This is a genomic window from Flavobacterium sp., assembly GCF_024710485.1.
GTDB lineage: Bacteria > Bacteroidota > Bacteroidia > Flavobacteriales > Flavobacteriaceae > Flavobacterium.
Map to the genome: position 1 here is coordinate 149,178 of NZ_JANJUQ010000007.1, position 23,516 is coordinate 172,693.

20 protein-coding genes are annotated in these 23,516 nt (G+C 37.6%); 6 read left to right on the forward strand and 14 right to left on the reverse strand.

Annotated features, from left to right (window positions below):
* Positions 1–32 precede the first annotated feature (32 nt).
* Positions 33–1,670: a S41 family peptidase gene (locus Q0M21_RS01745; protein WP_295333842.1), complete on the forward strand. Its 1,638-nt coding sequence runs from the start codon at positions 33–35 to the stop codon at positions 1,668–1,670.
* Position 1,671: 1 nt separating this feature from the next.
* A complete protein-coding gene (locus tag Q0M21_RS01750; RefSeq protein WP_295333844.1) occupies positions 1,672–2,487 on the forward strand; it encodes an OmpA family protein in 816 nt (271 codons plus the stop codon).
* Here the strand turns inward: Q0M21_RS01750 and Q0M21_RS01755 are convergent, their stop codons facing one another.
* From Q0M21_RS01755 to pgk, 4 genes are all read right to left on the reverse strand, one after another.
* Positions 2,488–2,934 carry a GNAT family N-acetyltransferase gene (locus Q0M21_RS01755; RefSeq protein ID WP_295333847.1) on the reverse strand — a complete coding sequence of 149 codons (447 nt, stop codon included), beginning with the start codon at positions 2,932–2,934 and terminating at the stop codon, positions 2,488–2,490.
* Between the two features lie 6 nt (positions 2,935–2,940).
* Positions 2,941–3,912 carry a DUF4837 family protein gene (locus Q0M21_RS01760; protein ID WP_295333850.1) on the reverse strand — a complete coding sequence of 324 codons (972 nt, stop codon included), beginning with the start codon at positions 3,910–3,912 and terminating at the stop codon, positions 2,941–2,943.
* Between the two features lie 38 nt (positions 3,913–3,950).
* Positions 3,951–6,179 carry a LysM peptidoglycan-binding domain-containing protein gene (locus Q0M21_RS01765; protein WP_295333852.1) on the reverse strand — a complete coding sequence of 743 codons (2,229 nt, stop codon included), beginning with the start codon at positions 6,177–6,179 and terminating at the stop codon, positions 3,951–3,953.
* A gap of 89 nt (positions 6,180–6,268) precedes the next feature.
* The gene (gene pgk, locus Q0M21_RS01770) at positions 6,269–7,456 is read right to left on the reverse strand and encodes a phosphoglycerate kinase (RefSeq protein ID WP_295333855.1); all 1,188 of its coding nucleotides are present in this window, start codon (positions 7,454–7,456) and stop codon (positions 6,269–6,271) included.
* 235 nt (positions 7,457–7,691) lie between these two features.
* Between pgk and Q0M21_RS01775 the strand changes: the two genes are divergently transcribed.
* Positions 7,692–8,840 carry a DNA polymerase III subunit delta' gene (locus tag Q0M21_RS01775; protein ID WP_295333857.1) on the forward strand — a complete coding sequence of 383 codons (1,149 nt, stop codon included), beginning with the start codon at positions 7,692–7,694 and terminating at the stop codon, positions 8,838–8,840.
* A gap of 4 nt (positions 8,841–8,844) precedes the next feature.
* Positions 8,845–9,228 carry a DoxX family protein gene (locus tag Q0M21_RS01780; protein WP_295333859.1) on the forward strand — a complete coding sequence of 128 codons (384 nt, stop codon included), beginning with the start codon at positions 8,845–8,847 and terminating at the stop codon, positions 9,226–9,228.
* Here the strand turns inward: Q0M21_RS01780 and Q0M21_RS01785 are convergent.
* The 6 genes from Q0M21_RS01785 to Q0M21_RS01810 all read right to left on the reverse strand — a co-directional run bounded on the left by Q0M21_RS01785 (position 9,220) and on the right by Q0M21_RS01810 (position 19,039).
* Positions 9,220–11,490 carry a helix-turn-helix domain-containing protein gene (locus Q0M21_RS01785; RefSeq protein ID WP_295333861.1) on the reverse strand — a complete coding sequence of 757 codons (2,271 nt, stop codon included), beginning with the start codon at positions 11,488–11,490 and terminating at the stop codon, positions 9,220–9,222. The two genes, Q0M21_RS01780 and Q0M21_RS01785, sit on opposite strands and share 9 nt — an antisense overlap.
* Before the next feature lie 103 nt (positions 11,491–11,593).
* A complete protein-coding gene (locus Q0M21_RS01790) occupies positions 11,594–12,172 on the reverse strand; it encodes an OmpH family outer membrane protein (protein ID WP_295333864.1) in 579 nt (192 codons plus the stop codon).
* A 280-nt stretch (positions 12,173–12,452) separates the two neighbouring features.
* The gene (locus Q0M21_RS01795) at positions 12,453–13,298 is read right to left on the reverse strand and encodes a class I SAM-dependent methyltransferase (RefSeq protein ID WP_295333867.1); all 846 of its coding nucleotides are present in this window, start codon (positions 13,296–13,298) and stop codon (positions 12,453–12,455) included.
* Between the two features lie 76 nt (positions 13,299–13,374).
* Positions 13,375–15,246: a tRNA uridine-5-carboxymethylaminomethyl(34) synthesis enzyme MnmG gene (mnmG, locus tag Q0M21_RS01800; protein WP_295333869.1), complete on the reverse strand. Its 1,872-nt coding sequence runs from the start codon at positions 15,244–15,246 to the stop codon at positions 13,375–13,377.
* Positions 15,247–15,249: 3 nt separating this feature from the next.
* Positions 15,250–15,672: an rRNA maturation RNase YbeY gene (ybeY, locus tag Q0M21_RS01805; RefSeq protein ID WP_295333871.1), complete on the reverse strand. Its 423-nt coding sequence runs from the start codon at positions 15,670–15,672 to the stop codon at positions 15,250–15,252.
* Complete coding sequence (locus Q0M21_RS01810; RefSeq protein WP_295333873.1) at positions 15,665–19,039, reverse strand: DUF4175 family protein; 3,375 nt, start codon at positions 19,037–19,039, stop codon at positions 15,665–15,667. Before Q0M21_RS01810 ends, ybeY begins: the two co-directional genes overlap by 8 nt.
* Positions 19,040–19,213: 174 nt before the next feature.
* Between Q0M21_RS01810 and gltX the strand changes: the two genes are divergently transcribed.
* Complete coding sequence (gene gltX, locus Q0M21_RS01815; RefSeq protein ID WP_295333876.1) at positions 19,214–20,725, forward strand: glutamate--tRNA ligase; 1,512 nt, start codon at positions 19,214–19,216, stop codon at positions 20,723–20,725.
* 29 nt (positions 20,726–20,754) lie between these two features.
* On the opposite strand, the gene Q0M21_RS01820 is transcribed toward gltX, so the two are convergent.
* Positions 20,755–21,399, reverse strand: coding sequence for a PorT family protein (locus Q0M21_RS01820; RefSeq protein ID WP_295333879.1), 645 nt, complete (start codon positions 21,397–21,399; stop codon positions 20,755–20,757).
* A 79-nt stretch (positions 21,400–21,478) separates the two neighbouring features.
* Between Q0M21_RS01820 and Q0M21_RS01825 the strand changes: the two genes are divergently transcribed.
* On the forward strand, positions 21,479–22,465 hold the full coding sequence (locus Q0M21_RS01825) for an SPFH domain-containing protein (RefSeq protein WP_295333882.1): 987 nt from the start codon (positions 21,479–21,481) through the stop codon (positions 22,463–22,465).
* Between the two features lie 26 nt (positions 22,466–22,491).
* Here the strand turns inward: Q0M21_RS01825 and Q0M21_RS01830 are convergent, their stop codons facing one another.
* The 3 genes from Q0M21_RS01830 to Q0M21_RS01840 are packed head-to-tail and all read right to left on the reverse strand — an operon-like array spanning position 22,492 to position 23,428.
* Positions 22,492–22,746, reverse strand: coding sequence for a DUF6327 family protein (locus tag Q0M21_RS01830; RefSeq protein WP_295333885.1), 255 nt, complete (start codon positions 22,744–22,746; stop codon positions 22,492–22,494).
* A 2-nt stretch (positions 22,747–22,748) separates the two neighbouring features.
* A complete protein-coding gene (locus Q0M21_RS01835; protein ID WP_295333888.1) occupies positions 22,749–23,099 on the reverse strand; it encodes a competence protein in 351 nt (116 codons plus the stop codon).
* Positions 23,099–23,428, reverse strand: coding sequence for a YtxH domain-containing protein (locus Q0M21_RS01840; RefSeq protein WP_295333891.1), 330 nt, complete (start codon positions 23,426–23,428; stop codon positions 23,099–23,101). The genes Q0M21_RS01835 and Q0M21_RS01840 overlap by 1 nt, the downstream gene beginning before the upstream one ends.
* Positions 23,429–23,516: the final 88 nt, after the last annotated feature.

Below are 23,516 nucleotides of genomic sequence, written 5' to 3' on the forward strand. Positions count from 1 at the left end.
TAAATTCGTTAACCTGACAAACGTTTAAAATTATGTTTTCCAAATTCAAAAAAAGATATATTCTTACTGCTGTTGTAACCGGTTTTCTTTTTATCGGAGTAAGTTTTAAAGATGATTTTTTCGAAATTTCCAAGCAAATCGAAATCTTCACCACACTGTTTAAAACCGTCAACCAAAACTATGTAGATGAAACCAATCCGTCGGAGCTTATGGACAAAGCCATTAAGAGCATGTTGGCCGATTTGGATCCGTATACCAATTATTTCAACGAGCAAGACGTTATCAAATTCAAAATCAACAATACCGGAGAATACACGGGTATCGGGGCTATGATTACTCGAAAAGAAGACAAACTCATCATCAAAGAACCTTATAAAGGATTTCCGGCCGATAAAGCCGGTTTGAAAGCCGGTGACGAAATCATTCAAATCGGCGATGTGATTTTAGCCGATTTTAAAGACGATGCTTCTCAATTGCTCAAAGGCGCTAAAAACACCAAAATCGAAATCAAATACCTGCGCCAAGGCAAACCACAAACCACACAATTGGTCTTAGATGAAGTAGAAGTAAAAGCCGTTCCTTTTTTTGGTAAAATCGACGACAAAACCGGATACATTGTGCTCTCGCAATTCAACAAAAAAGCTTCCTTTGAAACCCGCGAGGCTTTAGAAAAACTCAAAGCCGACGGCGCTCAACAGCTGATTCTAGATTTAAGAGGTAATCCCGGCGGATTGTTGAACGAAGCCGTAAACATTTGCAATTTATTTGTGCCCAAAGGTGAAGTTATTGTAACAACAAAATCGAAAAACGAAAAATACAACAACACTTATAAAACCACTCGCGAACCGATTGACACACAAATTCCGATTGTGGTGATTGTGGACGGAAAAAGTGCTTCGGCTTCCGAAATTGTTTCCGGTGCTTTACAAGATTTAGACCGTGCCGTAGTTGTGGGCAGCCGAAGTTTTGGTAAAGGTTTGGTACAACGACCGATAGACATGACTTACGGCACACAGGTAAAAGTGACTATTTCTCGTTATTACACGCCTTCGGGCAGATGCATTCAGGCGCTGAATTACAACAAAAAAGACAAAGACGGGAAGGCCACACGCACCGATGAGAAAAATTACAATATTTTCAAAACCCGTAAAGGACGACCGGTTTACGACGGCGGCGGTGTTTTGCCGGATGTGGAAATAGCAGAAACCAAAACCAGCAGCATAGCCGAAGCCTTGCAGAAAAACGACGGAATTTTTAACTATGCCACATATTACTACTACAAACATCCGTCTTTAGGAGATAAAATTCCAACGATTACCGATGCTGATTTTGCCGATTTCAAGGCATTTCTAAAACGCGAAAAAATTGAATTTAACACCGAATCGGAAGTGGCTTTGAAAACGCTGTTGGAGAAAGCTAAAAAGGAAAATATTGATTCGGCTATAGCGGCAGAATATCAACAATTATTGAGTGCTTTGCAAAAAAGCGAACAGGTGATGATTGATAAAAATCAGAAAGAAATCAAAAATCTGATTTTAGACGAAATCATCAAGCGCTACCAATACAAAGAAGGTTTGTACCAGTACTATGCTAAAAGTAATTTAGAAATCAAAAGAGCTGTTAGCTTGTTAAACAACATTGCCGAATACAATAAAATTTTAAAAATCTAAGATGAAGAAGCTCTTGCAATATCTGCCATTACTGTTTATCGGACTTTTACAAGCTCAGGAAGAAGTAGTGCATTCTGTGTATTTTGAATTTGACAAATTCACCTTGAATGAAGTTCAGGCAAAAGACGTTATTGATTTTATCAAAAAAACAGATTCTACTCGAATCGAATCGATACAAATTTTCGGTTACACAGATGACATCGGCAAAGAAGCTTACAACTTTAAGCTATCGACCAAACGAGCGGCAGAAATTCAAAATAAATTTATTGAAAGCGGCATCAAAAGTAAAATTATAGTCACCATTGAGGGCAAAGGGCGAATTTTGATTGACGACGATATCGTTGAAAATTTACCCGAAAAACGCTCCAAAAACCGTCGGGTTGATGTAGTGTTGAATCTGAAACCGCTACCCAAAATTGTAATTCCGGGATTTTACAATACAATTCAAAAAAACCACATTATTGGCGATCATGTATACTTGGACAATGTTTTATTCGAGCGCGGTAGCAGCAAACTGACGTTCAAATCGAAAGCCGAATTGGATAAAATTGCCAAGTTGTTGCACAAGTACAAAAATCTGCAATTTGAAATTCAAGGGCATGTTTGTTGTACGCCACCGTATCAAAAAGAAGCCATCGATAAAGACACTAAGAAAAGACAGCTTTCCACTAACCGCGCGCAAAGCGTTTACAAATACCTTGTCTTCAAAAAAATACCTAAAAACCGGATGACTTTCAAAGGTTACGGCAATACGGTTCCGTTGGGAAAAGGCGCCGAATACGACCGCAGAGTCGAATTGGTGATTACCAAAATATAACTACGATTTCTTCATTCGGATGTGCGGAATGTCATCTTCCAGATAAGTATCGCTGATTTGGACAAATCCGTGACTTTCATAAAAATGTTTGAGGTACAACTGCGCTGAAATGGTAATTTCGGTTACCTCAAAATGTGTTTCAATGACCTGAATGGCTTCGCGCATTAAAATATGTCCGAGTTTTTTACTTCTGGAAGTTTCTTTAACCACTACTCTCCCAATGGATGCTTCTTCAAAATAATCTCTGGGTTTAAACAAGCGAGCATAAGCCACAATTTCACCGTTTTCTTCGCCAATCAAATGTAATGCTTTCTCGTCTTTGCCATCTATGTCTTGATAAACGCAATTTTGCTCCACCACAAAGACTTCTGAGCGCAATTGTAATACTTTGTATAGTTCGGGCACAGAAAGTGCTTCAAATCGCTTAATTTTCCATTGTAGGTTCATATCGGTTTATTTTTGAAATTGAATCGACTTAATGATGGATTCTAATTCAAACATCAAGTCTCTTTTTTCTTTGGATGGTGCATAACAAAAGCCTTCCAGCACCAATATTCGTTTGTTGACTTTGTCGAAAATCGTGTAATTGAGAAATGGCCCCGACATAAAATCGTTTTTCATTTGCCACGTACCTTTGGTTTCATAAGTTTTTCGCTCAGCCAAAGTGGTTTTCGAAAAATAAGGCGAATACGCTTCTTCGGTAAGCATTCGTGTTCCATGCACGGAACCGTGAATATATTTTCTGCCAATGGAATCTCGGGTTCTTACGATATCGTTGACAGCGCTGCCACTACGGATGCTGTTCCATGGCAATTGGTAAATAATGATACTGGTGTTTCCGCTTGTAATTTCGCTTTTGAGCCAAATAAAATTCTTGCGGCGCATTACATATTCGTATTTGGACGGAATGAGCAAATCGATATTGAATTTTTTTTGGATTTTTTTAGTATCTAGTAAAGAATCTTTGAAAATCTTTTGGTTTTGAGCGATTTCAATATCGCGCATTTTTTGAATGATGTTCGGTGCATGCTCTTCCAGCAACGCAATGATTTCGGTGGTAGATTTTCCGGTAATGTGAACGGCATTTTGCGGTGCTGAAAATTCGTTTTGCTTGATTTCGAATTTGATTTCGTTGTCTTTTTTTACAATGATAATGTTGCGGGAGTCAGTCGAAAATCCTTCAAAGAGTTTTACCGGATATTGATTGATGGTAAAGAGTGGTTCTTCTTGCGGTAATCCCAAAACTGGTGAGGCAAACTTGTTACGAATACTATCGCCTACTTCTCCGTTCCAAAGCTGATCATCAATAATCACCGCAATGGTATTGATAGCCGCCGAAGCATCATCCGGAAGCTTCTTCTTTTTAAACGAACAAGAAGTCCCGATAACCGCAACCAAAAGCCATAAAAAAAGGGTTTTATTCATAACTGAAGTAAAACCCAAATTTAGAGAAGATTTTCGGATTAACCGTTGTTAATTTTCAACTTCATACCCGGCTTTAAACTTTCGTTTTTAATGCCGTTCCATTTTTTGATGTCGGAAATGGTTACGCCCGGATATTTTTTAGCGATGCTGAACAGGGAATCGCCTTTTTTAACATAGTACAATTTGTATTCACTTCTTTCGTTAGCGGCAATATCTTCATTTTTAGCAGATTTGGCTTCACTTACCGCTACTTCCTTTTTAGAAACGATTAGGGTTTCGCCTAATTTTACGTTGTTGCTTTCCAAGCCGTTCCATTCTTTAATTTCGGCTACAGTTACATTGTATTTTTTAGCAATGGTTCCTAAGTATTCGCCTTTTTTAACTTTATGTTCAACAGTTTTAATTTCTGTTTTAGGGGTTTCGACAGTAGCTTCTTCTTTGTTGGCCAAAGCCAATTTAGCGCCTAACTGTACATTCAAATCTTCCAGATTGTTCCATTTTTTTAAGTCTTCAATACTAACGTTGAATTTTTTGGCAATACTGAAAAGATTATCGCCTTTTTGTACTTCATAAAAATCGGAAGTTGTATTGTTTTCCTCAATGTTATTTTCATTAGAAGCTACAGCAGTTTCAACTTTATCCGCTTTAACTTCTTTTCTGACTGTAGTAACAACACGCTCATTTTTGATGATTTTTAAGTTAGCACCAAGAGCGATATTATTACTTTTCAGCTTGTTCCATTTTTTAATTTCAGCTACAGAAACATCGTATTTGTTCGATATCTCGCCTAAATTATCACCCTTTTTTACTCGGTAATACTTGACCACATCCTTGTAACTAACCACTTTCTCTTCCTTGAAATTTTTGTTAGCATTTGAAGCTAGGGCTGTTGAAGTAGAATCTTTAACGGTAGTTTTGTTTGTAGATGCGATGGCGGAATTGTCGTTCACATAAATCTTTAGGCTTCTGCCTAACGGTGCTTTGTTACTTTTGAGGCGATTCCATTTTTTCAAATCCGACATCGAAATGCCATACCTATCGGAAATCTCGCTTAAACTATCACCGCGACGCACTTTGTGGTATTTAACTTTAGCTGAAGAACCAATAGAATCTTTGGAAGCTACCATAGATTGGAATGGTTTTTCTCTTCTGCCGGCTTCAAAATCGGCGTATGCGTAAATCTTATCTTCGTTAGAAGTAAACACGGCGATTTTATCTACCGGCAATCTCAAAAAATGCTTCTCCCCGGTGATGAATGGAATTTCTTCTCTTTTATAAATAGGATTCAAGAACTGTAGTTCTGCAACCGGTACGTCTAACAAATCAGAAAGTTGCTTAAACGTCAATGCTCTTTTCACCATAACTGTATCAGTAGTAAAATGATTGGCAACTGATCGATCCGGTTTAATACCGTGTTCTTTATGGTATTCAAAAATATACATCGTGGCTAAAAAAGCCGGTACGTATCCTTGGGTTTCTTTGTGTAAATACGGTCGGATATTCCAATAATTTTGCTTTCCGCCAGAACGACGAATCGCTTTAGCTACGTTACCCGGACCGGTGTTGTAAGACGCTAAAACCAAATCCCAATCGCCAAAAATAGCGTACATGTTTTTCATGTATTGTGCGGCAGCGGCACTGGCTTTTAGTGGATCTCTTCGGTCATCGGCATAGGTGTCAACTTTTAAACCGTACTGTTTTCCGGTTTGGTACATAAACTGCCATAATCCTGTAGCGCCAACGCGAGAAACGGCTCTAGGGTTTAAAGCTGATTCTACTACAGACAAATATTTGATTTCTAACGGGATATTTTGAGCCGCCAGAGCTTCTTCAAACAAAGGAAAATAAAACTGAGAAATACCCATCAATCTTTCAAAAGAGCGCTTTCTGTTTTTCAAAAACGATTTGATTACGTTTTCTAAACCGACGTTATACTCTATGTTAAAAGGAGACTTCTCGTCTAACTTTTTTAATCTTTCTTTTAAAAGCTCGGTTGGTAACTCGTAATCTACCTTTTCATCAACATTGATATTTTTGATGTCTAAAGTCATTTCTTCGTACAAATCCAAACTTGCCAATTCCTGCATCCACATACTGTCGATACATTTGGCCATATTGTCTTGTACAAAAGTAGCTTTTATAGAGTCCAGATACTGTCGTTGGGTAAGCGGCGTCTTTTTAACGGGCGCTTTGATAATTGAATCTTGGGCAAATACAGCCGTAGAAAGTAAAACCAAAGCCAAAGACGTTATTTTTTTTACAGTCATGAGTCTTGTTTGTTTTGTGGTATTTTTATATGTTATTAATTAATAAATTAATAACGCAATTAATTGTCTTTTATTGTGTTACAGAACAGCTAGTCCAAAATAGCAGCAATTCCGGGTAAAACTCTTCCTTCCAACATTTCCAACATGGCGCCTCCGCCGGTAGAAACATAGCTCATTTTATCTTCTAAACCGAATTGTTTTACTGCGGCCACCGAATCGCCTCCGCCTACTAAAGAGAAAGCGCCGTTCGCTGTTGATGCTGCAATAAAGTTCCCGAGCGTGATGGTTCCTTTAGCAAAAGTTTCCATTTCAAAAACACCTAATGGTCCGTTCCAAAGAATCGTTTTAGAATCCATGATGACTTTTTTGAAATTCTCCAAAGATTTCGGTCCGGCATCCAAACCTTGCCAACCTTCAGGAATTTCGCGAACGTCAACTATCTGAGTATTGGCATCGTTGGCAAAAGCATCGGCAGCGACTACGTCAACCGGAATGTGGATTTGCACATTTTTTTCTTTAGCCAAGCGCAAAATTTCCAAAGCCAATTCTTGTTTATCGTCTTCACAAATCGAATTTCCGATGTGTCCGCCTAAGGCTTTAACGAAAGTAAACGTCATTCCGCCACCAATAATCATGTGGTCTACTTTGTCTAAGATATTTTCGATTACTGTGATTTTCGAAGAAACTTTTGAACCTCCTAAAACAGCGGTTACCGGTTTTACCGAGTTGTTCAACACCCTGTTCAAGCTATCAATTTCTTTGGCCAAAAGCAATCCGAAACATTTATCGGTTGGAAAAAACTGAGCGATAATGGTCGTTGAAGCATGCGCTCTGTGTGCTGTTCCGAAAGCATCATTTACATAAATATCACCCAATGAAGCTAATCCTTTGGCAAAATTGACATCGCCGGCTTCTTCTTCTGCGTAAAATCGGAGGTTTTCCAATAACAATACTTGTCCGGGTTGTAAACTTTGGGCTGCTTTTTGAGCGATTTCACCTTGACAATCTTCCGCAAAAAGAACAGGAACGCCTAAAACTTCAGAAGTTTTGGAAACTATATGTCTTAGAGAAAATTGGTCTTGTTTTCCTTTTGGTCTTCCCAAATGCGACATCAAGATTACACTTCCGCCGTCGGCCAAAATTTTGTCGATAGTTGGTTTAGCGGCTTCAATTCGATTGGCATCGGTTACGTTGAAATGCTCATCTAAAGGCACGTTAAAATCAACTCGAATAATGGCTTTTTTAGCGTTAAAATTAAAATCTTGTAAGGTTTTCATTTGAAAATGTAAAGTTTTTGAATCTTTGCAAATATAGTAAAATTTAATTTTATCGTTCTTTTTGTGGTTTTTATCGATGTTTTTTAAGGAATTATTAAGCTTTAAGCCATTTATTTTCAATAGTATACTAAAACACTTATCGGCGGTTGTAACTCAGAAGGATTATATACCATCATTATCTTTCACGTAGGAATTTGATTTTCTATTAGGGAAAAAAATACGCTATATTTGCTCTATGCAGTTTTCAGAAATACTTGGTCACGAACACCTCAAAAACCATTTGATGCAAAGCGCTTCATCGGGAAGAATTCCGCATGCGCAATTGTTTGTTGGTCCGGAAGGTTGCGGCACATTGCTTATGGCTATTGCTTATGCACAATATGTTTTGTGTCTGAATTCGGGTTTGGAAAACTCGGGCGGCAACGAAAGCTGTAACTTGAAATTCCAAACCTTATCGCATCCCGATTTGCATTTTATTTATCCGAATGTAGCCAATGAAGATGTAAAATCGAAACCTAAAAGTGCTGATTTTATAGCCGATTGGCGTGCCTTTGTTTTAAAAAATCCCTACGGAAGTTTGTTTGATTGGTACAAACATTTGGGTGTGGAAAAAAAGCAAGGCATGATTCGCGTAGAAGATGCGCAGGACATTTTAAAATCGTTAGCCTTAAAATCTTATGAAGGCGGTTACAAAGTAATGATTGTTTGGATGGTGGAAAAAATGAACATCGAAGCCTCAAACAAACTGCTGAAACTTTTAGAAGAACCGCCGGATAAAACACTTTTCATTTTAATCTCGGAAAACGAGGAAGACATCATTCAAACCATACGTTCCCGTTGTCAGGTATTGCACTTTGGTGCTTTACCGGAAGCCGTGATTGCCAAAGCCATGCGTGAAAAGTATTTTTTAGACGAACCTTCGGCTTTGAAAGTGGCCCATTTATCGCAAGGTAATTACAACAAGGCTATTCACATTTTAAACAATGACAACAACGATTTTCCGTTTGAAAAATGGTTTGTAGATTGGGTTCGGGCGGCGTTCAGAGCTAAGGGAAATGCTGCGGCTATACAGGATTTGATTTCCTGGAGCGAAGAGTTGGCCACTATTGGTCGCGAAGGTCAAAAACAATTTTTGTCGTATTGCACCGATTTGTTTCGTCAAGCGTTATTGCTGAATTACCAAACCGAAAAATTGGTGTATTTGGAACCGGAAGTGGAAGGTTTTAAACTGGAAAAATTTGCACCCTTCGTCACCGGAAATAATATTACGGAAATATTCAAAGAGCTATCTGATGCTGCCTATCATATTGAGCGTAATGGAAATGCGAAGATTATTTTAACCGATTTGTCTATAAAACTAACACGATTAATCCATAAAAATTAAACCTATGAACAATACTGCCTCTATTTTAGTCTTACTTTTTTTAGCGGTTACCTTTGTACAATCGGCTTATGATAAAGTATTTGCCTGGAAAGGCAACGTTGAATGGTTGAAAGGTCATTTTGCCCAAACCATTTTGAAAAACAATGTGCCTTTGGCTTTGTTCATCATACTCATTTTGGAGTTGATGACCGGCATTTTTACTTTGGTCGGCTGTGTAGAATTATGGGTTAACGGCGGCAAAACTTGGGGATTGTATGGCGCCATTTTTTCGTCGGTGACTTTAATCTTCTTGCTTTTAGGGCAACGCTTGGCTAAAGATTACGACGGTGCACGTACGATTGCCATTTACTTTGTGCCATCGGTTTTAGCTGTTTGGTGGTTAAGTTAAACCGCTTTTTCGAGCCGCTTGGTACATTTTCAATTCGTCCCAGGTAAATTCATCACCGTATTTTTCTTTTAAACTGCCCAGCGATTCTTCTTTGTGATCTTTGAAAGCTTGGGCTAAAGCGGCTATTTTATCTTCCGGCAAAATGGCTGAAATGGCTATGGTTTCTGTCTCTATTAATTTGGCCAAATGCGAGCTGATGGTTTGTACGGTTAACTTTCTTACTACTGCAATTTCTTTGATGGTATACTGTTGTAACCAAAGTTCGTAGGTTTCCTGAACCGTAGATTTTTTCGGTTCTTTTTGCTTTTTCTTCTTAGTGTAACGCGATGGCTCTTCTTCGTCTATCAGCGAAAGATGACTGTTTTTATAGGTTTGACGAACAGTTTCTGCTTTAGTCAATCGATAGGTTTTGATGGCTTCCGAAGATAGGCTTTCTTTGGAGATGGTTTCGCCGTTGGCTACCGTTGCTATCAATTGTTTGGCTTTCATTAATCGGATCACTGTTTTGGTTTGGATATCTTCCAATATGATTAATTCTTCAAAATAAGCTTTCGCTTTTTTCATTCGGATTACTACTTCCAGTTGCCAAAGAATGTCGTGCGTTAATTGATCGAGTACCGGGAAAAAATAATCATAAGCCGAAAAAATTCTGTTTTTAACAAAATGAAAATCAACCTCTTCAGAAAACAATTTGTTCAGTTGTGCGATAAATTTATGCGACGGATCTGTTAGCTGTTGCAAGGTTTCCCATTGCTTAATTGCCCAATCTTTGTGTTGGGTTTTGAGCGATAAATCCGTTTTTTCGTTGTAGCTGTACAAATGATTGCGCCATTCTTGGAGCAATACCGACCAATCGAAAGCGGTAATCAGGTAGTTACGGATAAAATTTTTGGTTTCTTTATGTAACGTATTTTCTAAGGTTACGCTTTCTGCCTTGTTAGAAGCGTAATTCATCACTTCTTGGTCGCTGGAAATCCCATTCATTTGCAACGGAGAAAGCAATACGAGGCCATTTAACGAACGCAAACGCGATAAGGCCACATAGGCTTGCCCGGGCAAAAAAACATCGGCTACATCGAGCGCAGCTTTGTCGAAGGTTAATCCTTGGCTTTTGTGCACCGTAATCGCCCAAGCCAATTTGATGGGATAATGGGTAAATGTCCCTAAAACTTCCTCTTCTATCTCTTTAGTGTTTTCGTTTACGGTATAACGAATATTTTCCCAAACGTATTTTTCGACTTCTATTGTAATGTTTTCTTCCGGAAAATGAACCCAAATTTCTCGCTCCGACAAGGTTTGAATAATCCCCATTTTTCCGTTGAAAAATTTCTTTTCCGGAGTACTGTCGTTTTTAATGAACATAATCTGAGCGCCCACTTTCAGTTCGAGTTTCTCTTCCAACGGGAAAATTTTATCCGGAAAATCACCAATTACATCTGCCCTGAAGAAAAAAGTTTCCCCTTGTAAATCTTGTAAAGACTGAGCGTTAATAGTATCAGCTTTGTGGTTGTGTGTAGTTAAAGTGATGTAACCTTTATTGGCTTTTAAATCGAATTCAGGCTGGACAAATTGGTTTAAAACTTGAATGTCATTAGTAGTAATCTTGTTGATTCTAAGGTTGTTCAAGACAGAAATAAAAGCATCATCTGATTGGCGAAAAATCTTTGATAGTTCAATATAAATCGGTGGATTTTTCTCGATGACATGCGCATGAAAAAAGAATTTTCCTTTGTAATAGTGACTCAATGTTCGCCATTCGTCTTCCCGAATCACTGGCGGAAGCTGGAGCAAATCGCCAATGAATAAGACTTGTACACCGCCGAAAGCTTGGTTACTTTTACGAACGGTTTGCATCATAAAATCCATGGCGTCCAATAAATCGGCACGAAGCATACTGACTTCATCGATGATCAGCAATTCCATATTCCGAATTACGGCCTTTTTTAAGCCGCTCATTTTGAAGTGTCTTCGAAGTGTTAATCGACTTTCAAACTTGGAAGAATCCGTGAATTGCGGCGAAGAATTATCGGGTAAAAAACACCCGAAAGGCAACTGGAACATCGAATGAATCGTAACGCCGCCGGCATTCAATGCGGCTATCCCGGTTGGCGCCACAACGACCGTGTTTTTGTGAGTCGTTTGAATGATTTCTTTAAGTAAAGTTGTCTTGCCGGTACCGGCTTTACCGGTGAGAAAAACGGAACAATTGGTTTGGTTGATGAATTGCAATACATATTGGGCTTCGGCAGTTACAGATTTCATGGCTTATAAGTTTTATCTTATACAAATGTAAAACATTGTGTTTCAATACACAACAAAAAAGCGTCTTAAAAAAGACGCTTTGAAGATTGGTTAGGAAAGTGTGCTATTTCTTTTCCTCTTTTTTATCAGCAGGTTTCTCTTCTTTTTTGTCGGCTGACTTGTATTTTTCATTCACTAATTTGATGATTTCTTTGGTGATATCATAACTGTCTTTAGCATATAAAACAGAGGCAATATCTCCGGTACCATAGATGTAATCATAGCCTTTTTCTTTGCCGTATTCTTTGATTACTTTTCTGTAATTACTTACTAATGAATCCATTTCAACTCCGCTCTCGCTTTGTAACTGTTGCAACATCGCTTGTTGCGCGTAGCTTAATTCTTGTTCTCTTCTTTGTAATTCAGCGCCTTTTTGTTGTGCCCAAACTTGTCCGTTGGCCTGTGCATTTTTTTGAAAATTAGCCGCTTCTGACTTGAAACGATTCACTTCCACTTCCAACTGGTTGCCCATTACTTTGGATTTGTCTTTGTATTTTTCAGCGATGTCTTTGGCTTCTGTAGATTCTTCCATCAATTTAGAAGTGTCTATGTAAGCGGTTTTAAACTCTTTTACTTCTGTAGTTTTATTGCATGATAGAAATGAAATGGCCAATGCAAAAAGGATAACTGTTTTTTTACTCATGATTTTATAATTGATTTTTTTTGGTAACAGTGAATTTTTATTATTCACTATGATTTTGATAAATTAAATTTTCGTTTCAAAAATATAAAATAAAGACAATAATTAGGCTTAAAAAAAGGCCGAAACCAGAATAACATTTAATTATTGAATTTAAAAATGCTATAATCTAATGTTATTAAAATTGGCTTCAAATAAAGCGATTTAAACGAGTATCTTGTTTTTGATAACCTAAGGCCTAACCGAGTGCGATTTCATTAAAATAGGTCAATTTATTTCGATTTTATTGGTTTTTTAGGATATAAATGTGCGAAGAATACTCGTTTGTTTTCTTTCCGTTAAGATTTGACTTCAAACCAACGAAAAAAGCTCTGATGAAATTCATACGCCCGGTTTTATATTTTTCAGACAGCAAGCTCACGTAAAAACTATCGAACTTCATTGGCAAAACGGCTGTTAATTGAATTCCTTTTTCTGCAAATAATTTTTCAATAGCCGTTTTGGAGAAATGCCAAATGTGTCTTGGAACATCATAAGCTGCCCAATGTCTTCCATAAAAATTAGCGTCAAACGATTTAAAATTCGGCACCGCTATAATTATGGTTCCGCTTGGTTTTATTAATCTTTTTAATTCGGTTAAATAGTCTTCTAAATTCGGAACATGTTCTAATACGTGCCACATGGTAATAATGTCGAAAGAATGGCTTTCTAAAGCTGATAAACTATCTGCGAAATTTACGCCTTTATTAATTGCAATTCCTTTGGCTTTAGCGCTAGGCTCGATTCCGGTAATATTCCAACCGTCATTTTTGGCCACTACTAAAAAGTCACCAGTTCCCGCGCCTATGTCTAATAATTTTCCTTTAGCTGATTGTGCATTGATTAATTTCAATTTCTTCTTAAGGGCAATGCCTTTGATGAAATGATACACTCTTTCAAACAAGGATCGCTTTCCGTCAGTATGTGAAATATAATCGTCGCTTTCATAATATGACGGTAATTTCTCCAAACTTGGTTTTGGAAAGGTCATCAAAAGATCATATTCAGGATTGTGATGCAATTCGAATATTTCTTTGGAAACCGAATAATCTTTGACTTTTTGAAAAAAAATATTGTTTTGAAAACTCATAAAACTCTTTATTGGTAAGGCTTGGCAAAGTTAGTTTCACGTGGAACGCAAAACGATTAGGTTATTAGTTTTTAAATTATCTACCCATGTAAATCAACAGAACCGAAATATCGGCTGGCGAAACACCACTGATTCTCGAAGCTTGTGAAATGGTCACCGGACGAATAGCGCTTAATTTTTGCTTGGCTTCAATCGACATGGATTTGATTTTATAATAATCAAAATTCTCCGGGATTTTAATATCTTCTAATCGCGTTAGCTTTTCGGCATTGTTTCTCTCTTTTTCGATATACCCGGAATACTTAACTTGGATTTCGGCTTGTTCGATAATTTCTTTATCCAAATCGTTATCTTGAATGTATTGCTGTACTTTTTCGAACTTGAGTATATCTTCTAAGTCAATTTGCGGACGAGAGAAAACTTTAAACATCTTATCCGATTGCGTCATGGGAGAACTATCTTTTTCGACTAAAATCGGATTAGCTTCTTCGTGTGTCAAACTGGTTTCCTTAAAGAAATTCACCATCTTTTCACTTTCATTGAATTTGTGTTCCATACGACGCATTCGCTTTTCAGAAGCTAATCCAATTTCATAAGATTTGGGCGTTAATCTGAAATCAGCATTGTCCTGACGTAAAAGTGTTCGGTATTCTGCACGAGACGTAAACATACGATAAGGCTCTTCTGTTCCTTTAGTAATTAAATCGTCAATTAGAACTCCAATGTAAGCTTCATCTCTGCGAAGAATCATCGGTTCCATATCTTTGACTTTTAACGCCGCATTGATTCCGGCCATTAAACCCTGAGACGCCGCTTCTTCATAACCGGTTGTTCCATTGATTTGCCCTGCAAAATACAAGCCATCAACTAACTTAGTCTCTAAAGTGTGTTTTAATTGCGTTGGCGGAAAATAATCATACTCAATCGCGTAACCAGGACGGAAAAATTTAACTTTTTCAAAACCTTCCACAGAACGCAATGCTTTAAACTGAATATCCTCCGGCAATGATGTTGAAAATCCATTAACATAAACTTCTACGGTATTCCACCCTTCCGGCTCTACAAATAGCTGGTGTCTTTCCTTGTCGGCGAAACGATTAATCTTGTCTTCTATAGAGGGACAATATCTTGGTCCGATACTTTTAATTCTGCCATTAAACATAGGCGAACGATCAAATCCTTCGCGTAAAATATTATGCACTTCGTTAGAAGTATATGTCATATGACAAAGCAATTGATGCGTCAACGGATTGGTCTCATCAGTATATGAAAACTTGTCCGGCACTAAATCTCCGGGTTCTTCACGCATTTTAGAATAATCTAAAGAGCGACCATCTACTCTGGGAGGTGTTCCGGTTTTCATTCTACCAGCTTGGAAACCGACATTAATCAAATCTTCGGTAATACCAAAAGCGGCGCTTTCTCCTGCTCTACCACCACCAAATTGTTTGTCGCCAATATGAATCAAACCATTCAAAAAAGTACCATTGGTTAAAATAACGGTTTTGGCTTTGATCTCAATGCCAAGTGATGTAACGATGCCTTCAACCTTGTTATTTTTAATCAAAAGTCCTTTGACCATTTCTTGGTAGAAATCAAGATTAGGTGTTCTCTCCAACATCAAACGCCATTCTTCAGAAAATCGCATACGATCACTTTGAACGCGTGGCGACCACATGGCAGGCCCTTTGGATTTGTTCAGCATTTTGAACTGCACGGCTGTTTTGTCTGAGACAATTCCGGAGTAACCACCCAAAGCATCAATCTCTCGAACGATTTGACCTTTTGCAATTCCTCCCATAGCCGGATTGCAAGACATTTGAGCAATGTTTTGCAAACTCATTGTGACCAATAAAGTTTTACAACCTAAATTGGCCGCTGACGCGGCAGCTTCGCAACCAGCATGACCGGCACCCACAACAATAGTATCGTATTTTTCTAAAAACATTTTCTAATTGTGTTTCACGTGGAACATTTTCATTTTTTCTTCTTCTTTCTCACGCATTAAAAGCTCATCGGTTTCAGATTTATCTTTATAACCACAATAATGCAAAACGCCATGAACCATAACTCGCTTTAATTCATCCTCAAAAGGAACATTAAAATCTATAGCGTTATCACGAACACGTTCTACTGAGATGAAAATATCGCCATGTAGTTCATTTCCCACAGAATAATCAAAGCTGATAATGTCCGTAAGCGTATCATGATCGAGGTATTGTTGGTTTATTTCCAACAAATAGTCGTCGTCACAGAAGATATAATTAATCTCACCTTCGTTCTTTAATTCGGAGCTAATGACTTCAGACAACCAAATAGAAAAATCGGTTTCGTTGTCTAAAGCAAAATCGGTTTCATAATTAAAACTAATCATTTTTGAAAAAGTATTCTTGAACCTTCTGGTTAAAATTGGAGCGCAAAGGTAAGCTTTGTCTATTTAAAATCTCAATACTGTTCAAATATTCTTGGAGACGTGTTGGCAAAGCATTCGCTTGATTACTAAATTCTTTCTTATTGGTTTCAGATTGACGCTTTTTGTCTTGGCCTTGTTGTTGGACTGCTTTTTCAAGTTTCAATAGTTCATATTTAAGATTGAGAACCTTCTGTAAAGTTTCATTATTAAAACCTTTATTCAATAATTGCTTCTCAATTTGCTTCATTTGATCTAGGGCGCTTTGACCATTACCGCCAACACCCTGTTTCTTTAACTCCTTTGCTAAAGCTTCACGCAACTGTTGCTGCTCTTTATAAATTTCCATAATAGCTTTGGCATCGCCTTCGCCGTCTTGCCCTTGTTCTCCGCCTTTTTCATTTCCTTGTCCTTGACCTGATTGGCCACCTTTTTGTCCTTTGCCGGGTTTATTGCCTTGCTGACCTTGACCGGGCTTTTCACCTTCTTTACCTTCTTCACCTTCACCGGGTTTTTCGACTTTTTTCATACCTTTTTTCATTTTCTCGGCAAGACCGTCTTGCTTCTTAATGATGTCAGGAAGTTGCATACCGGAACCTTGTCCTTGACCGGGTTTTGGTTTGCCTTGACCTTGTCCGTCCATTTGAAGAGACATTTGCATGCTATTAAGAACATCACTAAGCATATCCGCTAATCTATTGGCTGCAGAAACGGCATATTGTTGGTGAGAATTTCCTTTGGAGACATTAGCTTCAGCTAAGTTTTCAAGAGCTCTGTCAACATTATATTGAACGTTGCCAATTTCCTTAGTAACATCTTCAGCTATCTTAGGGTTGCGCAATGACATGGCAAATAAGCTGTCATCAACATGTTTAAACTGCTGCTTCAAATCTTGTTGGATTTTAAGATTTTTGTTGAAAGACGGAGCGCCGCGTTTCAAATTTTTAAATTGCTTCATTACGTCTTCTTGTGAAAAAGAATAAGCCAAAAGATTGTCCAAAATCTGACGCAACATAGCCACATCTTCTTCCATTTGTTCCATATCACCCGATTGCATTTGCTCGGCCATTTTTTGGCTCATTTGTTTCATTTTCTTGGCGGCACTTTTTTGCTTAGGCTTGGCTTTATCCTTTTGCTGTTTTTGCAATTGCTCCTTAGCATTCTTCATGTCTTCATCAATGCTCTTTTGCTGCTCATCAGTGTTAGGTAAATCCATGGGAGATTTTAACTCTTTGTTTTCCTTATCTAACTCGTTCAATTCCTGCTGCAGTTTATCAAACTCTTTTTTGATATCTTCTTGCTTCTCCGCTGAATTCTCATCTGATTTATCGGCTAACTTGTCTTGCTTTTCAGCTAGTTTGTCTAACTTATTGGCAATTTGTTCGGCTTTCTTTTCAACGTAATAACGCTTGGTTAGTTCAACCAACTGCTCTAAACTCTTCGTTTGATTTTTACTGGCTTGCTGGAACTTTTGCATTTTTTCAAAGAGCTCTTCCTTGCTAATTTTATCATTCAGCTTTTGCAATTCGTCTAAGAGTTTTTTGTTCTTTTCCAGTTCTTCTTTGGTTTTCTCAAAACGCTCTTGTAACAACTCTTTTTTCTCGTCTTTTTTGTCGGTTTTGAATTGCTCCAAATTGTCTTTCATCTTCTCTGAAAACTCTTTCATCATTTCATCTTGTTGTTTTTGACGTTGGATGAAATCGTTTACTTTTTGTTGTTCTTTATAATCTAAATTGTCCTTCTCTTTGCCCATTTTTTGCAACTTTTCCATTTCAGACAATTGTTTGTCTTGTGCTTTTAATGATTTGGCTAACGAATTAATGTTGTCATTTTGTTGTTGTAACATTTCGTCTTGCTTCTCGGTTTCAGTAGCGATGCGATTGCTGAATACAGAAGACTTGGTACTTTTGAAATTGTGAATGGCATCATTATCGAAAATCTCAAAATAATACTCATATGAAACACCTTCTTCCACCGGTAGATTACTTGGGAAAGCAAACACAAACTGATCGTATACGTATTTCTTAACGTTTATTAGCGCTTTTTTAGCTGAGTTTGGTTTATCCTTAGGATAATAAACGATTTGCAGTTTAGAAAGTCCGTAATCGTCAGAAACTTGTCCGAGAACATAATTCTTATTGACTTTTAAACTATCCGGCGCATTGTTTACTGTTATTGTTGGAAATTGGTCTTTGATGACAGATATCTGATAATTCAACTTTTCGTAATGCTGTACTTTGTTGTTGGAAGTCAGAATTTGATAATCCACATTATGCAAAATGCTTTTCGACAACGTGAACACATTGTTTTGTTTCGCAAAAGTAAATCGATTAAAATCATTCACCCAATCCACTTTTTGCGTCGCTAAGGTATTCATGCGCCAAGTCACTTTGGTGCCTTCAGGAATAACGGCGTTTCCGGTACCTTTGATTATCTCCGGTTTTTTATTCAAATAACTCGGGAAATTTAAAATCATTTCGAAATTGGCTATCGACGGAACAGTAACCACTTTCAGTTCATAATCGTGCGAACTGACTTCATTTGCTTCAATGTGAAATGCAATATCTTCGGATGGTTTCGGAATAACGAATTCGAATTCTCCGGCTTTGGTAGTTTCCATAAAGTAACTTTCATCGCCTATAAAAATCATAGCGTTTTCCGGAACTACTTTACCAACGGTTTTAACTTTCACTAAGAAATCTTTGTTTTGCTCGGTTTGCAAATTATTGTTTACTAACACAATTTCAAAAGGTGCCGGCGGTGTAAATTGTTGTTTGAAGTTTACCACACGATTGAAACTTTGTGATAAAATCTCGCCTTTGCCCGAAATCAGAAAAAACAAAAAAAATAAAATCGGAATCACAGCCAAGGGCAAATATTTCTTATTCTTCCCTAAGTTAATGGCGTTGCCAAAAGGTATAGGTTGCAAAGTAGCCGCTTTTTGTTCAATCGAAGCTAAAAGGAGTTCCGATTGGTTTCGGTCTTGTGACAATTGTAAAAAGTTGGTTAGCTTATCGCCTACTTCATTGAAATGATTTCCGATAATGTTGGACGCTTGGTTGTAATCAATTCCCTTTTGCAATTTGAATAGCTTAAACAATGGAAAAAGGATAAATCGCAGTAACAGAAACAATTCTACCACCACAAAAAGCACAAACAAAACGGTTCGTGCTGTTGGTTTCAGCCACAAAAAAAATTCAACAAAAAGCGTGAAAATAAAATACAGCAAACCAATGCCGACGAAAAATATAGTGCCGCGCAGCAATTCATTGGTGTAAAACTTTCGAATAAAGTCTTCTAACTTCTGATAAATAAGGGTTGATTTTTCCAATTTTCAGCCAATCTTTTTTATAACCGATAAATGTACAATTTTTGGCGAATAACCAACGTTAAAAATTTGTCAATGAAAACGCCTTGAAAATGAAGCGGTAACACGAATCAAAAACTTCCAACTTCTAACTTCCAACTTCCAACTTCTGTTTATCTTTGCCGAAAATTTATTAAAATGTCAAGACCAGTTAGAGTTCGTTTTGCTCCCAGTCCAACCGGACCATTGCACATTGGCGGCGTGAGAACCGCCTTATTTAATTATTTATTTGCCAAAAAGCACAACGGTGTATTCTATTTGCGAATTGAAGATACCGACCAAAATCGTTTTGTTCCCGGAGCGGAGCAATACATCTTTGAAGCTTTGGAATGGTTAGGCATTGCGCCGAGTGAAACCGTTGGGAAAAATGAAAAATTCGGACCTTATCGCCAAAGCGAAAGAAAGCATTTGTACAAACAATATGCGGATCAGTTGGTAAATTCAGGCTGGGCTTACTATGCTTTTGACACAGCCGAAGCCTTAGACAATCACAGAAAACAACACGAATCCGAAGGGAAAACCTTTATTTACAATTGGCACAACCGTGAAAAATTAGACACTTCATTAGTTATTTCGGCAACAGAAACCGAAAAAAGAATTGCTAATGGAGAAGCGTATGTGATTCGTTTTAAAACGCCGGTAAATGAAACTTTGCATTTACACGATATTATTCGCGGCGATTTGAAGTTTGAAACGAATTTGTTAGACGATAAAGTACTGTTTAAGTCGGATGGTATGCCAACGTACCATTTAGCCAATATTGTAGACGACCATTTAATGGAAACTTCACACGTAATTCGCGGAGAAGAATGGTTGCCGAGTTTGCCTTTGCACAGTTTATTATACAAAGCCTTTGGTTGGGAAGCGCCTGAATTTGCACATTTACCGCTGATATTAAAACCTATCGGAAACGGAAAATTATCCAAACGCGATGGCGATAAAATGGGCTTTCCGGTATTTCCGTTAGAATGGAAAAGCGAAGAAGGTGTTTCGTCAGGTTACAGAGAAAAAGGATTTTTCCCGGAAGCAGTAGTTAACTTTTTAGCCTTATTAGGTTGGAATGACGGCACCGACCAGGAAATCTTTTCTTTGGAAGAATTGGCGCAAAAATTCGATTTGAATCGTGTGCACAAAGCCGGAGCCAAATTTGATCCTGAGAAAAACAAATGGTTCAATCACCACTATTTACAACAACAAAGTGATGCAAGTTTAGCAGAGGTTTTTGAGAAAGATGTAATTGAAAAATTAGGGAAATGTGATTTCTCCTTTGTCGAAATGACAAAGATTACTGCTTTGATAAAAGAACGAGCCAACTTTGTCTCGGAGTTTTGGGATTTGGCCGATTATTTCTTTGTAGCGCCTACGGCTTATGATGAAAAAGCCGCTAAAAACTGGAAAGAAGATACGCCACATTTGATGCAACAATTGATATCGGTATTGAAAAATATAGGCGATTTTACCTCTGTCAACATCGAAACCATAGTGAAAGATTGGATGACTAAAAACGAGATTGGTATGGGAAAAGTAATGCAACCCTTCCGTTTGAGTTTGGTTGGCGCGCTCAAAGGACCACATCTTTTTGATATCGTGGAATTGATTGGAAAAGAAGAAACCATCAAGCGATTAGAAAAAGCGATTGCAACATTATAAAAGAAAAGCCCCGAAATTCGGGGCTTTTTTTATAAATTGATAATGACTTGGCCGTTAATACTTCCTAAATTCCCTTTGAATTTATCGCCATTATTCAACGCTTTTAAAGCATCGTCTTTGTTGAGTTTATTTAAGATATTGATAAATCCGTATTCGTAAAAAATCACCGCTCTTAACGTTCGGCTTCCGGCCGAGCAACCCAAGTAAAAATTACCGCTTACCGGCGAAATATCTACAATTTGATTGGCAGTTAATAAAGTTCCTTTTAAAATTCGGTTTTCATCGGTGGGATCCACTTTGAGTTTTCCGTTGATTTGTAACACCGGACCAAAATCCAGAGAAACATGGTCTTCCACTACATTGTAACTGAACAAAACCCGTACTTGAACGCCTTGAATATTATACTTAATATCTTGATTTAAAGAGGATTTCAACGAAAAGTTGTTGCTGAAAAATTGCATTCCGTAAATCATACTCCAATTGTTGTAATAGTTGCCGCGAACCGAAAGTCCTCCCGCAAAACCCATACCTGGAGAAGTTTTAAAATTATTGGTAAATAAAGTTGTCTGAGAAATTCCGGCTGAAATTCCAATACGGTTTCCGTCTCTGTTCCCGTATTGTGCGTAACCTAATGTCGTGGCAAATAACAAAAGGGCGATAAGTTTTTTGTTCATGTAAAGTTGATTGTTAATTTGTAACAAACTTACATATATTTTCGTACAACCTATTTTAAACTCTAAAATTTACAACATTATGGAATTTATTATTATCCCAATTGTATTTGGTGTTCTTTTTCTGTTCTCTTGCTTTTTTACTGTAAAGCAACAAACGGCTGTAGTCGTAGAACGATTCGGTAAATTTTTGAGCATCCGAAACTCGGGTTTGCAACTTAAAATTCCTGTAATTGACCGAATTGCCGGTCGCGTGAATTTGAGAATTCAACAATTAGATGTCATCATCGAAACCAAAACCAAAGACAACGTATTCGTAAAAATGAAAGTGTCGGTTCAGTTTAAAGTCATCCAAGAAAAAGTATACGAAGCATTCTATAAATTAGAATATCCGCACGATCAAATCACCGCTTATGTATTTGACGTAGTTCGTGCCGAAGTGCCAAAACTCAAATTAGACGATGTTTTTGAAAGAAAAGACGATATCGCTATAGCTGTAAAACGCGAATTAAATGAGGCGATGATGACGTATGGTTACGATATTATCAACACCTTGGTGACTGATATTGATCCGGATATGCAGGTAAAAAATGCTATGAACCGAATTAATGCTGCCGACAGAGAAAAAACAGCAGCCGAATTTGAATCAGAAGCCCAAAGAATTCGCATTGTGGCGAAAGCTAAAGCTGAAGCTGAAAGCAAGCGTTTACAAGGTCAAGGTATAGCCGATCAAAGAAGAGAAATTGCACGCGGTTTGGTAGAAAGTGTGGAAGTATTGAACAACGTAGGCATCAATTCGCAAGAAGCTTCAGCTTTAATTGTAGTAACACAACATTACGATACATTGCAGGCTATTGGTGCCGACACAAACTCGAATTTGATTTTGTTGCCGAATTCACCTCAAGCCGGAAGCGATATGTTGAATAATATGGTAGCGAGTTTTACTGCCAGTAACCAAGTAGGCGAAGTGATGAAAAACACCCCTAAACGCATCAAAAAGAAAGATGATCACACATCAACCGATTACAATCCGTCTGATACTTCAAACCCAACAGAACCTACTAATTAATCATAGGGAAAACAAAAAAAAGAGGCTTAATCGCCTCTTTTTCTGTTTATAAACCAACTGATTATGTACGGTAATGCTATCTTTAAAATGCTCCCTAAAGCACCGGAAAACACTTTTTTATACACCGTATAAAAACCTTGAGCCGGTTCGGAAGGAAAAACACTTTCCTTGGTTTTCTCATAGCTGAGTTTCATCTTTTGGAAATAGATTTCTTTTTCCAATTTCAGAATCTCTAAATCGTGCTCAATCTCGGCGTAAGATGAATATTTTTTAGGCTGCATAATCAATCGTTAAAAAATATTTCGGAGAATTTTTCTAAAATCGGACCTTCTACTATTTTGTCTTTGACTAAAGTTAACAATACTGCAACAATAGCATAAAACCCTGCAATAGCCAAAAAACCGAGCGGATAACTGTTGAACCATTGCCCTAAGGCTAAAGCTCCAGCAATGGAAACAAACAACAAAACAATGGTCAAACACAAGGCAATCAACAGAAACTTGACCATTAACGTGGTCGACTTCATGGCTACTTTAAAACCCCAAAGTTTATAATAGGCCAAACTGGTTTCTACGTACGCTTTGGCGTTCTGCTGAATATCTTCTACATTTTCTTTAATTTCATCAAAAGGCATTACTTCTGTAATTTAGCGTTTTGTTTTTTAAGTTCGGCTAATTTTTCTTCTAAAAAAATAATGGCTTCCTCTGCTTTGTAACTTGATTTTGATAACAAGTTTTCAACGGTTTCTTTTAACTCATCTTTGGTTTGAGAAAATTTTTCTTTGGCTTCTTCTTCAGCCGAGTTGAATTTGGATTTTACTTCATCTTTCAAATCGTCCAAACTGTTTTTAATTTTTTCTCTAGTTTTCGATCCTTTGTCAGGCGCAAACAAAATTCCGATACCTATTCCGATGGCAGCTCCGGCTAAAAGTGCCAAAACACTGTCGCTACTTCTTCCAGACATAATTTTGAAATTTTTAATTGACTTAAAGTTACGAAAAATTTGTCTAAAAGCAGTTAATTAAGAAAAAATGATTTTAAAGCGCTGTAAA

Coding starts and splice junctions, on each gene's coding strand:
- Q0M21_RS01830 (WP_295333885.1), bottom strand. CDS start 22,746: ATGCAGCCTAAAAAATATTCATCTTACGCCGAGATTGAGCACGATTTA.
- Q0M21_RS01780 (WP_295333859.1), top strand. CDS start 8,845: ATGAACAATACTGCCTCTATTTTAGTCTTACTTTTTTTAGCGGTTACC.
- Q0M21_RS01760 (WP_295333850.1), bottom strand. CDS start 3,912: ATGAATAAAACCCTTTTTTTATGGCTTTTGGTTGCGGTTATCGGGACT.
- Q0M21_RS01755 (WP_295333847.1), bottom strand. CDS start 2,934: ATGAACCTACAATGGAAAATTAAGCGATTTGAAGCACTTTCTGTGCCC.
- Q0M21_RS01750 (WP_295333844.1), top strand. CDS start 1,672: ATGAAGAAGCTCTTGCAATATCTGCCATTACTGTTTATCGGACTTTTA.
- Q0M21_RS01765 (WP_295333852.1), bottom strand. CDS start 6,179: ATGACTGTAAAAAAAATAACGTCTTTGGCTTTGGTTTTACTTTCTACG.
- Q0M21_RS01835 (WP_295333888.1), bottom strand. CDS start 23,099: ATGCCTTTTGATGAAATTAAAGAAAATGTAGAAGATATTCAGCAGAAC.
- Q0M21_RS01785 (WP_295333861.1), bottom strand. CDS start 11,490: ATGAAATCTGTAACTGCCGAAGCCCAATATGTATTGCAATTCATCAAC.
- Q0M21_RS01820 (WP_295333879.1), bottom strand. CDS start 21,399: ATGAACAAAAAACTTATCGCCCTTTTGTTATTTGCCACGACATTAGGT.
- ybeY (WP_295333871.1), bottom strand. CDS start 15,672: ATGATTAGTTTTAATTATGAAACCGATTTTGCTTTAGACAACGAAACC.
- Q0M21_RS01745 (WP_295333842.1), top strand. CDS start 33: ATGTTTTCCAAATTCAAAAAAAGATATATTCTTACTGCTGTTGTAACC.
- Q0M21_RS01775 (WP_295333857.1), top strand. CDS start 7,692: ATGCAGTTTTCAGAAATACTTGGTCACGAACACCTCAAAAACCATTTG.
- Q0M21_RS01795 (WP_295333867.1), bottom strand. CDS start 13,298: ATGAGTTTTCAAAACAATATTTTTTTTCAAAAAGTCAAAGATTATTCG.
- Q0M21_RS01840 (WP_295333891.1), bottom strand. CDS start 23,428: ATGTCTGGAAGAAGTAGCGACAGTGTTTTGGCACTTTTAGCCGGAGCT.
- pgk (WP_295333855.1), bottom strand. CDS start 7,456: ATGAAAACCTTACAAGATTTTAATTTTAACGCTAAAAAAGCCATTATT.
- Q0M21_RS01825 (WP_295333882.1), top strand. CDS start 21,479: ATGGAATTTATTATTATCCCAATTGTATTTGGTGTTCTTTTTCTGTTC.
- mnmG (WP_295333869.1), bottom strand. CDS start 15,246: ATGTTTTTAGAAAAATACGATACTATTGTTGTGGGTGCCGGTCATGCT.
- Q0M21_RS01790 (WP_295333864.1), bottom strand. CDS start 12,172: ATGAGTAAAAAAACAGTTATCCTTTTTGCATTGGCCATTTCATTTCTA.
- gltX (WP_295333876.1), top strand. CDS start 19,214: ATGTCAAGACCAGTTAGAGTTCGTTTTGCTCCCAGTCCAACCGGACCA.